Annotated in this window: 13 protein-coding genes; 8 read left to right on the forward strand and 5 right to left on the reverse strand. The window is 66.5% G+C overall.

Features of this window, described 5'->3' with window-relative positions; translation table 11 throughout:
• The 4 genes from F3087_RS35085 to F3087_RS35100 form a co-directional block, all read right to left on the reverse strand.
• Positions 1-4002: hypothetical protein (locus F3087_RS35085; protein WP_150406430.1), on the reverse strand; the 4002-nt coding region annotated here is incomplete at its 3' end.
• A gap of 98 nt (positions 4003-4100) precedes the next feature.
• Positions 4101-4400, reverse strand: coding sequence for a hypothetical protein (locus F3087_RS35090; RefSeq protein ID WP_150406431.1), 300 nt, complete (start codon positions 4398-4400; stop codon positions 4101-4103).
• A 266-nt stretch (positions 4401-4666) separates the two neighbouring features.
• Positions 4667-5116 (reverse strand): winged helix-turn-helix domain-containing protein, encoded by a 450-nt coding sequence (locus tag F3087_RS35095; RefSeq protein WP_150406432.1) that lies wholly within the window; start codon positions 5114-5116, stop codon positions 4667-4669.
• A gap of 358 nt (positions 5117-5474) precedes the next feature.
• Complete coding sequence (locus F3087_RS35100; protein ID WP_191094298.1) at positions 5475-6491, reverse strand: AraC family transcriptional regulator; 1017 nt, start codon at positions 6489-6491, stop codon at positions 5475-5477.
• Between the two features lie 220 nt (positions 6492-6711).
• On the opposite strand from F3087_RS35100, the gene F3087_RS35105 reads away from it, so the two are divergent.
• From F3087_RS35105 to F3087_RS35120, 4 genes are read left to right on the forward strand one after another with little or no spacing between them, the layout of a single operon-like run.
• Positions 6712-7317, forward strand: a complete 606-nt coding sequence (locus tag F3087_RS35105; protein ID WP_150406434.1) for an NADPH-dependent FMN reductase — start codon at positions 6712-6714, stop codon at positions 7315-7317.
• Between the two features lie 50 nt (positions 7318-7367).
• Positions 7368-8522, forward strand: a complete 1155-nt coding sequence (locus F3087_RS35110) for an MFS transporter (protein ID WP_150406435.1) — start codon at positions 7368-7370, stop codon at positions 8520-8522.
• Positions 8523-8579: 57 nt separating this feature from the next.
• A complete protein-coding gene (locus F3087_RS35115; RefSeq protein ID WP_150406436.1) occupies positions 8580-9458 on the forward strand; it encodes an alpha/beta fold hydrolase in 879 nt (292 codons plus the stop codon).
• A complete protein-coding gene (locus F3087_RS35120) occupies positions 9455-10228 on the forward strand; it encodes an MBL fold metallo-hydrolase (RefSeq protein WP_150406437.1) in 774 nt (257 codons plus the stop codon). The genes F3087_RS35115 and F3087_RS35120 overlap by 4 nt, the downstream gene beginning before the upstream one ends.
• Positions 10229-10262: 34 nt before the next feature.
• On the opposite strand, the gene F3087_RS35125 is transcribed toward F3087_RS35120, so the two are convergent.
• Positions 10263-11132, reverse strand: coding sequence for an alpha/beta hydrolase (locus F3087_RS35125; RefSeq protein WP_191094299.1), 870 nt, complete (start codon positions 11130-11132; stop codon positions 10263-10265).
• A 391-nt stretch (positions 11133-11523) separates the two neighbouring features.
• Between F3087_RS35125 and F3087_RS35130 the strand changes: the two genes are divergently transcribed.
• The 4 genes from F3087_RS35130 to F3087_RS35145 all read left to right on the forward strand — a co-directional run bounded on the left by F3087_RS35130 (position 11524) and on the right by F3087_RS35145 (position 14822).
• On the forward strand, positions 11524-12192 hold the full coding sequence (locus F3087_RS35130; RefSeq protein WP_150406439.1) for a LuxR C-terminal-related transcriptional regulator: 669 nt from the start codon (positions 11524-11526) through the stop codon (positions 12190-12192).
• A 70-nt stretch (positions 12193-12262) separates the two neighbouring features.
• Positions 12263-12619: a hypothetical protein gene (locus F3087_RS35135; protein WP_150406440.1), complete on the forward strand. Its 357-nt coding sequence runs from the start codon at positions 12263-12265 to the stop codon at positions 12617-12619.
• 21 nt (positions 12620-12640) lie between these two features.
• Positions 12641-14281 carry a phage tail sheath family protein gene (locus tag F3087_RS35140; RefSeq protein ID WP_150406441.1) on the forward strand — a complete coding sequence of 547 codons (1641 nt, stop codon included), beginning with the start codon at positions 12641-12643 and terminating at the stop codon, positions 14279-14281.
• Positions 14282-14306: 25 nt separating this feature from the next.
• Complete coding sequence (locus F3087_RS35145; RefSeq protein ID WP_150406442.1) at positions 14307-14822, forward strand: phage tail protein; 516 nt, start codon at positions 14307-14309, stop codon at positions 14820-14822.
• Position 14823 lies beyond the last annotated feature (1 nt).

Here is a 14823-nt window from a genome sequence, read left to right on the forward strand (position 1 = left end):
TCCGATCGCACCGACCGTCAGCAGCGCACCCAACGCGATCGCAGCACCCACGGCAAGTACCGCCAGCACCACGGGTGCAGCGACGAGAGCTAGAGCCGTAAAGGCGACCGCACCCGCGGCCAGCAGCGCACCAACCGTCGCAACCGCACCCAGCGCCAGCGCGCCGAACACGATCAGCGCAGGCAGTGCCAGCGCGGCAAGCCCGATCAGGACCGGGAGCGCCAGCGCCGCCAGCGCGATAGCGCCGGCTGCGAGCAAGGCACCGATTGTGAGCACCGCACCGACTGCGAGAACGGCCAGCACCACGGGCGCAGCCACGAGGGCCACGGCCGTAAGCGCAACCGCACCCGCGGCGAGCAGCGCACCGACCGTGATGGCGGCACCAAGAGCCAACGCGCCCAACGCAATCAGCACGGGCAGTGCCAGCGCGATCGCGCCGAGCACGAACGGCGCGGCAAGTACTGCCAGGGCCAGTGCGCCGAGAATGAACGGTGCCGCCAGCGCGGCGAGCGCGACCGCTCCTCCGATGACGAGTGCGCCCAGCACGATCGGGGCGACCACCAGTGCCAGCGCACCGAGTGCCACTGCGCCCGCGACGAGCAACGCACCGAGCACGAACGGCGCAGCCGCCAGAGCCAATGCGCCGAGCACCGCGCCGATTGCCAGAGCGCCGAGCACGAGCGGAGCTGCGAGCACAGCCAGCGCGATTGCGCCGAGCACGAATGGTGCGGCGAGTACAGCCAGCGCCAGCGCACCGAGCACCGGCAATGCCAACGCGGCGATTGCGAGTGCCCCGAGCACGAATGGCGTTGCGAGAGCGGCGATTGCCACCGCGGCAGCCAGACCGGCCAGCGCGGCAAGCACGGGCGAACCGAGCACCGCGGTGACCACCAAGGCGGCGAAGGCCAAGCCGGCCAGCACGATCAAGGTGCCGACGGTGAGGCTGGCGACGACCACTGCGGCAGCGGTCAGAGCGGCGGCCACCACGGCCACTGCGACGACCGCGATTGCGCCGAGTGCAAGGAGGGCCGGCAATCCGGTCCAACCCGCCAGCACCACTACCGCCACCGCGGCGAAGGCCAGAACGGCAAGGGTGACAACCGTGCCCAGCGCGAGTGCGCCGAGCGTGGCCAATCCCGCGAGAGTTGCCGCGATGACCGTGACCACGGCGGCCAGGGCCAGCGCGGCCAGGCCGATCGTGCTGGCGATGCCGAACGCGGTCAGCGCGACGACAGCGGCAAGAGCAAGCGCACCGAGGACGATCGCCCCGACGACACCGATAGCGGCAAGCGCGATCAGCGCCGGTATGCCGGTCCAGCCGAGCAGCACGACCACCGCCAGCGCAGCGAACGCAAGCACCAGCGTCGTCACCACGCCGGCCAGAGCCAGCGCACCGAGTGTCACCACCCCGGCCAGACCCAATCCGAGCGCACCGAGCACGACCGCCGCGGTACCGGCGAGCACGGCCAGTGCGACAGCGCCGAGTCCGAGCAGAATCGGTGCCGCCGCGATCGCCAACACGGCTGCGCCGATGACCAACGCGGTCAGAATCGCGGCACCGGTAGCGATCAGCGCACCGATGCCGATCACCGCACCAAGTGCCAACGCGCCCAACACGATCAGCGCAAGCGGGGCCAGAACGGCGACTGCGACGACTGCCGCGATCGCGAGCGCACCGAGAACGAACGGTGCAGCAATCGCAGCAAGTACCACCGCAGCGATCACGGCGGCGGCAACCACCGCCGCGATTGCCAATGCGCCGAGCACGAACGGTGCAGCAATCGCGGCAAGGATCCCGAGCCCGACCACAGCCGCAATCGCCAACGCGCCAAGCACAAACGGAGCGGCGATCGCGGCAAGGATTCCAAGCCCGACCACAGCCGCAATCGCCAACGCGCCAAGCACAAACGGAGCGGCGATCGCGGCAAGGATTCCAAGCCCGACCACAGCCGCAATCGCCAACGCGCCAAGCACAAACGGAGCGGCGATCGCGGCAAGGATTCCAAGCCCGACCACAGCCGCAATCGCCAACGCGGCAAGCACAAACGGCGCAGCCAGAACTGCGAGTGCGATCAGAGCCGCCACGGCAACCGCGGTGACCACTGCGGCGAAGGCGCCGAACGCGAGCAGCGCGGGTCCGCCGAACACGGCGATCACGACCAGTGCGGCGAAGGCCAGCGCCGCCAGAGTGACCGCGCCACCGACGGCGAGGCTCGCGAGTGTGGCCACCAGAGCGGTCACGAACGCGGCGATCACCACTACCGACGCCACCAGGCCCGCGCCCACCACGATCGCGGCGACCGCGGCGATGATCCCGATCACGATCAGCGCGGGCAATCCGGTCCAGCCCAGCACCACGAAGACGATCGCGGCCGCAAGCGCAAGCACGCCGACCACGACCGCGACACCGAATGCGATGGCGGCGAGCGTGATTGCCGTGGGCAACCCCAGCGCGAAGACCGCGACCAGCGCGGCGAACGTCACCGCGGCGATCACGATCAGCGCGGCGAGGGCGAGCGCGGCCAGCGCGATCGTCTCCACTACGGCGAACACCGTCAGCGCGGCAACCGCGGCGAAGGCCAACGCGCCGAGCGTGACCACGCCGACCAGAGCGATCGCGGCCAGCGCGATCAAGGCCGGGATTCCGGTCCAGCCGATCGCCAGCACGACTACCAGCGCGGCGAATCCCAGCACCGCGATCGTCGCCACCGCGGCAAGGGCCAGCGCGGCCAGCGTCACCGTGCCGGCGAGACCGAATATGGCGAGGCCGATGACGGCCAGCGCGGGCAATGCCACAGCGGCCAGCACGATGCCGCCGAGCACCACCAGGACCGGCAGAGCGACGACAGCCAGCACGATCGCACCGATAACCAGCACCGGGATGGCGATCGCGGCCACCACGATGGCGCCGACGATCAGCGCCGCGATGATCAGCGGAGCGGCCAGCAGTGCCACCGCACCGACCGCCAACGCACCGACGATCAACACTGTGACGATCACCGGAATCGCCAGCAACGGCAGCGCCGCGTGCCGAGTACTGAACAATCCGTCGTTGTTCAGCATGCTGCGGATTTCGGTCAGCACCGGTTGCAGGGCCTCGTGCAGCGAGCCTGCCGGGTCCGCCATGAGCTTTCGGATGCCTTCGGCCAAGCCCTGCAACGGATCTCCGTCGCCTACGGTCTGGCCGAGCATCGGGTTCAGCAGGTCGCGCAGCGCTTGCGCGGGGTCGGGACCGTCCTTGGGGAAGTCGAAGAGGGTGCGGGCCTGGCTGATCAGGTCCTCGATGGGTGAGGCGATCGGGTCGCGGCGGGCACCGGCCTGCTCGATCGCTTCGTTGACGAACGCGAGCATGTCCTCGACGGGACCGCGCAGCGGACCGCTCGGGAAGGTCGTGTCGGCCCACCCGGCCAGTTGCTTCAGGTCGACGCCGGTGCTGATGACCTGCTCGGCGACGGCGGCCATCTCGGTGACCGAGGACGGCACGAAGCCGATCGGACTGGAGGCAGCGGTCGCACCGGGTGCTGCGTTCGGCGTGCCCGCAGGGTGCGGCTGGTCAGCCGGTGTGGCCGGCGGCGTGGTGAAGCCGCGGATCATCTCGCCCGCGCCTTCGGCCGGGGTGCCTGCGGTGACGTTGTCCAGCGCGTTCAGCGCCTGGTCGATCGCGTTCTGTCCGGCCGGTCCGAGGTTCGTCGCGACATCGCCGAGTTCGGGGACCGCCGCACCGATGTCCGGCACGGATCCGCCGAATTCGGTGACCGCCCCGTTGATTGTGTCGCCGAGACCCGGCACGGCCGAGTTCAGGCCGGGGATCAGGTCGGTCGGGTTCGCCGGGATCGGCGGGAACGCGGGAGCTTCGGCCGACGCCTGGCCGGTCGACACCATGACGGTGGCCAGCGATGCGAACGCGGCCGCCGCGTAGAGGCCCCGGCGATTACGTTTGGTTACCTTGCGATGCTTCGCGGCGCGCTTGGTTGTTCGAGAACGTTCGTTGGCTGCAGACATGGGAGAACCTTTCGATCGAACAGGTGATGCAGCGAATACACAGCCGGATTCGGCTGGGAATGCTGAGCTCGCGCAGAGCTCTCCGAACGACGATTGGGTTAGACCGGTCCGCTTTCACCGGTCGCGCAGACCGCGCGGGACCATCCGCCGTTGGAGCCGACGGTGGTCCCGATCCGGGTGTGCAGAATCCCGCCGATGTCGCGGCACCGGATGTACGCGTGCTGCCCGACGCCGGCCCCCGGCTCGCAGGTGATCGTGAGCTGGTTGGGCACCGCGTAGTCGGAGGTGCAACCGGACGGAGGCGGGTCGGCGGCGGCCGAGCCTGCGACGAACGCCGAACACACGATCGTCGATACGTAGACCGCAGCTAATGCTGCGCAGCTGGTGTTTCTGTTCATGCACTCAGGCTCGAGGCAGTGCCTGGGCGAGTCAACAAACAAGTTCGTCGATACGCATATCCTCGCAGGTAGAGGCGTTACGACCACTAATCCGCCGCGGATTATCTTTACGGGTTACTGATGCAGAAAAACCTTGACATCTCTATTCAGTGGCACAGCTCACTGCCCCCTTAATACGCTCTAGCGATCTTTCAGCAAACGTTCGGTGATCCTTCGAATGCTTCTCTCGAACCCGACCAAGCGACCGCTACGCACGCCCGAACGGGCTAGCCGATGTGGCCGTTGCTCAACCCGAGTCGCTCGCCGATGTCGGCGATACTCATGCCGTGATCGTGCGCGTCTTCGATCGCGGTCTGACGGATGCCGGAGAGTTCGGCGATCCGGAGTTGGTAGTGAGTGATCAGGTTGCCGGCGAGCTGGGCGCGACGGATCGGATGCGCGACCGATCGGATTTCGTCGACGTCGTCGTCGAGCGGGACGGGCTCCGGCTTCGCGACCGGCGATCGACCGATGACGAAGGTGCCGCGCCGCGGGACAGTCCGCACCAGCTGTTGATTACTCAGCAACTGGATCGCCTGCCGGATCACCGAACGCGATACACCGTGTCGCTCCGCCAGCTCAGCATGACTGGGCAGCTGCGCATCACCCGGAAGCGTCCCGTTGCGGATCCGCCGCGCATAGTCCTCCGCGATGGTGACGTATGCCGCCTCGGCCATCCCGTCGATCCCTTCGTCTGCGGTAACTGGGTTCGAGGGTACGGCGGGGAACGCGATCGCGTCGGAGGCAACTTCGGGACCTGTTGCCTTTCAACAGGTCCTAACGCCGTCCACGCATCACCGCGAACCGCCGAATGGGACACAGCTGTGCCGAAACGCCGATCGGGGCGCCGTCACGTCCCGTTCAGCTGGCGAGGCCCTGTGGTGGGAGGACGATCGCTCGGCCAGGTGATGCTGGTAGCCGACGGACAAGCCTCCGACACGATATTCGTCACGATCCACGATTCCGTCGAGATCTGCCGCCGCCACGGCCGGAGCTGAGCCCCGGACTCGCCCCCGACCGGGCGTATGCGATCGGTCAGGCCGGTCGATCGATGGCCGCACGGCGAAAGTCGTCCGGCGTGTGGCCGGTCCAGCGGAGGAAGGCGCGGCGCAGCGCGCGGGCGTCGGTGTAGCCGACGCGTGCGGCGACGGATCGGACAGGCAGATCAGTGTCGCGCAACAAGTCGGTGGCCCGCCGATGGCGTACGGCGTCGACCGTGGCGCGCCAGCTGGTCCCGGCCTCGCCGAGGCGGCGCTGCACGGTGCGCGGGCTCACCGCGAGCCGCCCGGCGACGCCGTCGAGATCGAGGTCGCCCTCGGCCAACGCTGCGGTCACCGCGGCCTGGAGTTTGTCGTGCCAACTCGAGACCGGCCGGGCGGCGGCGAGATTCAATGCGGCGTAATTGCGCAGCACCTGCCCCAGGTGCGGGTCGGCTCCGGTGGGCAGAGCGCCGACGTCGAGGAAGGTGATCTCGGAATGCGGCGCGCCGAAATCGATACGGCGAGTACCGAACCCGTCCACCAGATGCGTGTACCGGCCGCTTGCGCGATGGGTGAACGCGACCCGTACCGGCTCCAACTGCTGGCGGGTGGCCTCGCGCATGCGCCGCAGCATGGTCGCGAGCACGAATTCTTCGACGGGTGCCAGCACCAGCTCCGGTTCGACGGACGCCGTGGTGCGAATGGTGAGCAGGCTTCCGTCTTGCACGAGTTCCCACTCGACCCCGGGATCGGTCACCACGGCCCGCAACTCGATCACCGTGCGCAAACTCTCCGCCAGGGTGGCATGGCTGGAGAACAGGTAGTCCCAGACGTGCAGCCTGCCTCGATCGGCTTCTGCGGCCGCGAGCAGCCCAGAACCGGGACCGGCGGTGGCGTCGATCAATTCCCAGATCCGCCATACCGATTGCGTGGGTACCCGCAACAGGTCGTTTTCGAGATCAGCCGCGTCCAGGCCCGTTTCGTGGGCCAGTTGCACATCGGCTACGCCAACGTGCAACGCAGTCGCCCGGATCACCGCGGCGGTCCGCGCCGGGATGGTGCCTTCCATCATCGGCGGAGCATAGCGACCGGCAGATAGTTCCAGATGGTCGGTTTTGCGAATGGGGTCCCCATCCAGACGCATACGGTCCCTGTCCACCGCTGCGGTGCGCTCATAGATTCATGAATGCGAGCGAACCTGCGGCGAATGTGGACAACGAAACCTCGCCCCAGGAGCAGCCCCACGGCTGCGAACTCGCCTGTTCCCTCCACCAGACCGATAGGCCGATAGCATGACCAGTCCCGCGAAGATCCTCGGCATCTCCGGCAGCCTGCGCGCGGATTCGCACAACACCGCACTGCTGCGTGCAGCCCAGAAATTCAGTGCCGGATTCGAGATCGATATCTACGAACGCCTGCGCGAAATCCCGCCCTACGACTTCGATCTCGACAACCCAGCGCAGCGCCCTGCCGTGGTCGCCGAGCTACGCCGGCGCATCACCGAGGCCGATGGCCTGCTCATCGCCACGCCCGAATTCAACTATTCGGTTCCAGGCGTGCTGAAAAACGCCATCGACTGGGTTTCCACCGACTGGACCAAGAACGAGGGGCTGCCGCTGCGCCACAAGCCGATCGCCGTCATGGGCGCGGCGCCCACCCAATTCGGTTCTGTCCGTGCGCAACTCGCGCTGCGTCAGGTATTCGTGTGGACCGAGAGCGATGTCGTGGTCAAACCGGAGGTGATCGCCTTCCGTTCGCACGAGCGCTTCGACGATGACGGCAACCTGGTCGACGAGGCCACCATCGAACTCCTGCAGAACCTGCTCACCGCCCTCGCGCGGAAGGTCCACCGGGACATCCGCGACGTGCCGAATCAGCCGAGCGAGCACGAGGCCTGATTCCTCGGTGAGCACCTGACAGATCACGTATTCACCTGGGAGACAACACTATGCGACCAGAACGGATCGCCTGGGCCGGGCTCGCCGCCATGACCGTATCCTTCGGCCTGAACTTCACCATGGGCGTATTCTTCGCCCCCACCGCGGCCGACTACGGTATCGACGCCGCTGCCATGACCGTCGCGGCGACCCTCGGCACGACCGTCACCGGCCTGGCACAGCACCCCATCGGGCGACTGCTCGACCGCGTCGGCGCAAAAGCCGTTCTGGTCGGCGGACTGACGCTCATCTCGAGCAGCTACCTGGTGCTTTCGGTGGTGGACCGGACTTGGGAATTCATCGCCGCCTACATGCTGCTCGGCGGACTCGGCTTCGCAGCCTCGTCCACCCTCACCGTCACCACGCTGCTCGGCCGCGTGCACGGCGATCAGGCCGGACCCGCACTCTCGCGCGCGGCGCTCGGCATCAATCTCGGGCAACTGATCACTCCCTGGGCCGCCACCACCCTGTTCGACCCGATCGGAGTGCGCCCGACCTACGCCCTGCTCGGCGCGGCCGGTCTCGCCGTGACCGTCTTCCTGGCGCTGCGCCTGCCCACCTGTCCAGGAACCGGACGGCCGGCGGGTGGCGCGGATTCACTAGCGGGTCGCGGAAAGCTGTTGGTGGTCTTCGGATTACATGCAGCGACCCTTTACGTGGTGATCCTCATGTTGCCCGAACACGCGACCGAACTCGGCTGGAGTGTCACCGACGCGGGCCGGCTGGTAGCTCTGGCTGCGCTCTCCGCGGGCCTGAGTTCGGCGGCCATGGCCCGCCTGTTGCGCCGACACAGTCCCGAAAGCCTTTTGTGCGCACTGTATCTGGTCCGCGTGCTCGCATTGGTCCTGGCGACTTTCGTCCCCGGCGCCGGTGCGCTGGTCGCGACGGCAGTCTTGTTCGGTGCGGCATCGTTCCCCATCGTCCCGCTGACCATGGCGGTCATGTCGCGGGGCTTGGACCCCGCCCGCATGGGCCGCACCCTGGCACCGGCCTGGATCACCCACCAACTCGCGGCCGCGGCCGGCTTGGGCGCCGCCACCGTCATCCACGCACAAACCGACAGCTACCGAGGCTATTTCGCGCTCGGTGTGCTATTCAGCCTGGCCTGCCTGGCACTTTCGACGCCGAGTCGCACCCCGCGAGCCGAACTCGTCCCCGCGCAGTAGCACAACGCCCCGGCCCTGGGCTGTAGCCAATCACCCTTCGATGGAAAGAGAAAGCAAATGACAACACGACACCACACCGTGCAGATCCAGAGTTTGGATGTCTTCTACCGTGAGGCCGGCGACCCGGCCAACCCGACTCTGGTGCTGCTGCACGGATTCCCGTCCAGCTCCGCCATGTTCCGCAACCTCATGCGCGACCTCGGCGACACGTATCATCTGATCGCACCCGACCACATCGGTTTCGGTCAATCCGCTATGCCGCAGGTCGGCGAATTCGACTACAGCTTCGACAAACTCACCGAGATCACCGCCGAACTGCTCGACGCCCTCGGGATCGACGAGTTCGCGCTCTATATCCAGGATTACGGCGCGCCCATCGGCCTGCGGATCGCAGCCCGACACCCCGAGCGGGTCACCGCACTGATCAGCCAGTCCGGCAACGCCTATCGCGAAGGCTTCACCCCCTTCTGGGATGTGCTGTTCGCGCATGCCAAAGACCGTGCCGCCAACGAGGCCGCGGTGCGTAAGCTGCTCGAGCTCGACGCCACGAAGTGGCAGTACCTGCATGGTGTCCCCGAGGACCGGAAGCCGCTCGTCAGTCCGGACACCTGGACCCTGGACCAGGCATACTTGGATCGCCCCGGCAACAAAGAGATTCAGCTGCAACTGTTCTGGGACTACCAGTTCAACCTCGACGGCTATCCCGACTTCCAGAAATACTTCGCCGAGTACCGCCCGCCCACGCTGATCGCCTGGGGCGAGCACGACGAAATCTTCGGCGCCGACGGCGCTCGCGCATACCTGCGCGATCTGCCCGACGCCGAACTGCATCTGCTGAACGCCGGCCACTTCGCGCTGGAAACCCACGGCCAGGAAATCGCCTCGCTCATTCGCGAGTTCCTCGGCCGGAACCTGACCGCACGGAAAGACCAATGAAGAACACGACTGTGGAACTGCTGCACATCGGCGGTCCCACCGTCCGATTCCGCTACGCCGATCTGGTCTGGCTGACCGACCCCACCTTCGACGAGCCGGGCGACTACGTGGGTGGCGGCGGCGTCACCCTCACCAAGCTGACCGGACCCGCGGTGCCCGCCACCGAGATCGGCCCCGTGGATGTGGTGCTGCTTTCCCACGACCAGCACCCGGACAACCTCGATCGCTCCGGCCGGGAACTGCTCGGTACGGTCGAGACCGTGCTGTCCACGCCGGACGCGGCAGCGCGCATGGAAGGCGTTCGGGGACTGTCGAATTGGGAGACGACGCAGCTCGGTGCCGTCACCGTCACGGCGGTGCCCGCCCGGCACGGCCCCGAGGGTTGTGAGCCCCTGACCGGCGTGGTCACCGGATTCGTGCTCCAGGCCGAGAACCTGCCGACCGTCTACGTCTCCGGCGACAACGCCTCGGTCGACTACGTGCAGCGCATCGTGGCCAGGATCGGCCGGGTCGATCTGGCCATCCTCAATGTGGGTGCGGCCAATACCGATCGCTTCGGCGACTCCGATCTGACCCTCAACGGCCGCACCGCGGTCCGTGCCTCCGCCACACTCGGCGACAGTGTGATCGTGCCCGTCCATGCCGAGGGTTGGGCGCACTTCTCCGAGCACCTGCACTACCTGACCAACCGGTTCGTCCTCGCCGATCGGGCCCACCTGCTGCGCATCCCGGTGCCCGGCAAGTCGCTCGTCGTCGACGTCGTCCGCTGACTCGGCTTCGAGGCCGGGAGTGCGGTCGCGAATTTCAGCGCCCGAGTACGCTCCGGAACAGTTTCGCGGCCACATCGGCTGCGGGGTTGATCAGGTTCGGGTCGTCGTAGAAATCGATCTGGCCGATCGACTCGAGCCACAGCTCGGACTTCTCGCTGGACACGGTCGCATAGAATTTCCGCGCAAACGGTGGCACCAGGGCGTTTTCGGAATGGACCATGGCGAACGGCACCGCGATGCGGGCGGCGGCCTCCATGGCATCGAAGTCCCCGTACGCGAACGAGGCGACGGCGTACCCGTTGGTGTAGTTCGGGACCGCGCCACGCGGGGTTCCGTAGAACTCGTACGCCTCGCGCAGCGGCATTCCGACGTCACCACCATCGGGCGCGACAGCCGGAATCGTCTCGGACTCACCGGTTTCGCGCCAGATCGCCTCGGCCTCCCGGCCACGATTGATTACCGCCGGATCCGGCGGAGCGTCGGACGGATTGGTGTAGAACCCGGCGACACCGGCGAAGGCGAGGATGCGCGGATCGTCCGCGACCGCCCGGGCCATATACCCCGCGCCCGCGCAGACACCGACCGCGGCGACCGGAAGCCCGGCGGTGCGCTCATCAGCCGCCAACGCGGTGACCGCGTTGCGAATGTCCTCGGCCTTTCCGAATCCGTTCTCGAACTGCCTGGGCTTCCCTGCGCTCTCACCGAATGTCCGGTGATCGAAGGCGAGCACGGCGAACCCACGCGCGGCCAGCGCCCGCGCGTAGGCCCCGGCAGCTTGTTCCTTCACCGAAGTCAGCGGACCGCTGGTGACCACCGCTGCGATCGGCGGTCCGTCGGGCAGGTGCAACAGCCCGACCAGTTGATCGCCGTTGCTGGTGAATACGAATCGTTCGGTTGTCGGCACTGTGATCCCCTCGAATTGTTCGGACTCGTGAACCCTAAGGCGGCCGTAACCTGCAGGTGCGCACAGCCCACCACTGCCCACGATCGCCGTGGTGCGGTCAACAACTGGCCTCGCGAGACCTTGCTGAGTGCCTCGCGGTCTGTTTACTTCGATTCCCGTGATTCGTCGCCTCCCGCGCTGGTGTCGGACAGTTCGCTGAATGGACCGGTCGGTGTACAGGGCAGGGCGGCGCACGGAGGATCGAGGTCGACCATGAAATCTGGGGGCGGCGTGCGATCGAGATCCGCAGGCACCGGGTTTCCCGCCCTGGACGTGGGCGCCGGGCAGGGGGTGCGCGGTGGGCCCGAGTCCCCGGCGGATGTAGATACCTCTGCACGGGGAGAGCGGCGGCATGAACAGTATTGGCAGTACGGGTCAGGACTTGCTGATCGTGGACGATTGCCGGTTGTATCGCGAGGGGCTCGCGGCGAGTGTCGCCCGGGAGTTCGCGGACGGATCGGTGCGCACCGCGAACGATTCGACGTCGATGGCGCGGGCATTGAGTCATCGCCCGCCCGACGTGATCCTGTTGAATCTGGCCTCCTACGACAGCCGTGCGGTGATGCAGGCGGCGCGACGGCACAGTCCGGACAGCAGGTTGATCGTGCTGGGTGTGTCGGAGGACGACGAGGCGGGGATCGTCGCGTGCGCCGAGGCGGGCGTGCGCGGCTACCACCTGCGTTCGGGGTCGCTGGCGGACCTGCTGGCTCTGATCGCCGGTGTGCTCGCCGGTGAACCGCTGTGTTCGCCGCGCGTGGCCGCGGTATTGATGCGACGGGTCACGGCGCTCGCGGATCAGGGTCGTTCGGAGCGAAAGGTACTGGCCCTCACCGAGCGGGAGAACCAGATCCTGCATCTGCTGGAACTAGGCCTCTCCAATAAAGAGATCGCGGACAAGCTGTGTATCGGGATTCCGACGGTGAAAAACCATGTCCACAGCCTGCTGGCGAAGCTGGGAGTTCGTCGGCGCGCGGACGCGGTGGTTGTGGCGCGGGGGCGTGCGCATGGCGCGAGTATCTGAATCCCGGTGTGCGAAAGATAGATCCGAAGGTTCATTTACCCGAGGGGTGGATCGCGGCGATGGTTATTCGGTGCCCATTCGACTTGCGCTCATCGAGTTACCGAAGCTGCTCGCTGACATCATCGCCGACACATTCGCCGATGACGACAGCGTTCGCGTCGATCAGCTTTCCGACGATTCGGCCCTCGAACTTCCGGTCGACGGGCCGCCGAGCCACGACGTGGTCATCGTCGGCGTGACCGATCCCCGGCGGAGCCGCCTGCTCGACCGGCTGTCCCGGCCCACCGAGCCGACGGTGCTCGGGGTGCGCACCGACGGGCGGGAGGCATGGACGTATCGGATGCGGCCCTGCCCGTGCCGGCTCGAACAGTTCGGTCCCGATCAGATTCGCGCGGTGGTGCTGGGCCACCAAGACCCGCTGGTTTAGCACAGTCGAAAGGACTTCCCGATGCCAGTTCCAGTTTCCTATCCCGGTGTGTATATCGAAGAGATCTCCAGTGGTGTGCGCACCATTGTGGGTGTCGCCACGTCGATCACGGCCTTTTTGGGGCAGGCCCCGCAAGGGCCGACCGATCGGGCGAGCACCGTGTTCACCTATTCCGATTTCGTGCGCCAGTACGGCGATCTGGATGTGAAGTATCCGATGGGGTTCGCGATCCGCGATTTCTTCCTCAACGGTGGTACGCAGGCGGTGATCGCGCGGCTGTACAAGGCGCCGACCAAGCCGGATCCGGCTCACCCGGGGAAGACGATACCTGACCCGGAGAAGAAGCCGGCGGCCTCGCTGGAGGCGGGTAAGTCGTCGAAGGTGCGGTTGACCGCGAAGTCGCCGGGGTCGTGGGGTGATCAGCTGCTGGCTCGGGTCGATGACAAGGTCGATGCCGAAATAGCCGCCGATCTGGGTGTAGCGCCGACGGATCTGTTCAATCTGCAGGTGCGTTTGGGGCCGACGGGGCCGTTGGAGACGTTCATCAACCTGACGGTCAAAGACACCGCACGCCGGATCGATCGGGTACTTGCCGCGGAGTCGACGTTCGTCGTGATCGACGCAGCGACGACGCTGCCGACGACGGTTCCGGTGAAGTCGGATCCTCCGCAGGAGGGTGTGAAGATCTGGGAGGACGTGTCGACCTCGAAGGTGGAGTCCGCCGACAAGGGCCATGACAGCGAGGATCTGGACCTTGCCGCCTATGACGGTGACCGTGCCAAGCGCACCGGCAAGTATCTGCTCGAGGATATCGATCTGTTCAACCTGGTGTGTGTCTTCGGGAAGAAGGAGGCCACACTGACCGATGCGTTGGTGAACGGCAACATCCTGCGGTACTGCATCGAACGGCGTGCGTTCCTGCTGGTGGATCCGCCGGAGGAATGGCAGCACGACACACTGGTGTCGAGTCCGGCGACAGAACTGGCGAAGGTGGGGAACTTCGGTAAGGACGGCCGTAACGCGGCGGTCTTCTATCCACGGCTGCTGCAGGCCAATCCCTTGCGCAACAACAGTATCGAGGTGTTCGCGGGCAGCGGCGCGCTGGCCGGTGTACTGGCCCGCACCGATGCCGAGCGTGGCGTGTGGAAGGCCGCGGCGGGTATCGATGCGTCGCTGAACGGTCTGGTCGGGTTGGCCGACAAGCTGACCGATGCCGAGAACGGTGCGCTCAATCAGCAGGGCATCAATGTGCTGCGGAACTTCCCGGTGCCCGGGAACGTGGTCTGGGGGGCGCGCACGTTGCGCGGCCAGGACCGGATCGGCGACGAGTACAAGTACGTCCCCGTGCGGCGCACGGCGCTGTTCCTGGAGGAAAGCCTGTATCGGGGTTTGCAGTGGGTGGTGTTCGAGCCGAACGACGAACCGCTGTGGGCGCAGATCCGGCTGAATGTCGGTGCGTTCATGCAGAGTTTGTTCCGGCAGGGCGCTTTCCAGGGCAAGACGCCGGCCGAAGCGTATTTCGTGAAATGCGATAAGGAAACCACGACCCAGGACGACATCAACAAGGGGATCGTGCATGTCGTGGTGGGTTTCGCGCCGTTGAAGCCTGCCGAATTCGTGATCGTCCAGTTGCAGCAGATTGCCGGTCAGATCGCAGTCTGATACCTGAAGGTTTGGAGGACCTGTCATGGCGGAATTCACCGTCAACGCATTGCGTTTCGACCCGTACAAGAACTTCAAGTTCCGGGTGAAATGGGATGGGCGTTATGTCGCCGGGATTTCGAAGGTGTCGGCGCTCAAACGCACCACGGAGGTGGTGAAGCACCGGCACGGTGGTGATCCGTCGACGAGTCGTAAGTCGCCGGGGCGCACCGAATTCGACGCGATCACCCTGGAGCGTGGGGTGACCCACGACCCGGAGTTCGAGAAGTGGGCGAGCAAGGTGTGGAGTTTCGGCGCCGGTCTGGGTGCGGAGACCTCGCTGGCCGATTTCCGCAAGGACATCCTGCTGGAGGTGTACAACGAGGCCGGGCAGGTCGCGTTGACCTACAAGATCTATCGCTGCTGGGTGTCGGAGTTCCAGCCGGTCGCCGATTTCGACGCGAACGCGAACGCCATCTCGATTCAGCACATCAAGTTGGAGAACGAGGGCTGGGAGCGGGATCTGACCGTGGTGGAGCCGTCCGAGCCGATTCTGGCGTGAT

The organism is Nocardia colli (assembly GCF_008704205.1).
Taxonomy (GTDB): Bacteria; Actinomycetota; Actinomycetes; order Mycobacteriales; family Mycobacteriaceae; genus Nocardia; species Nocardia colli.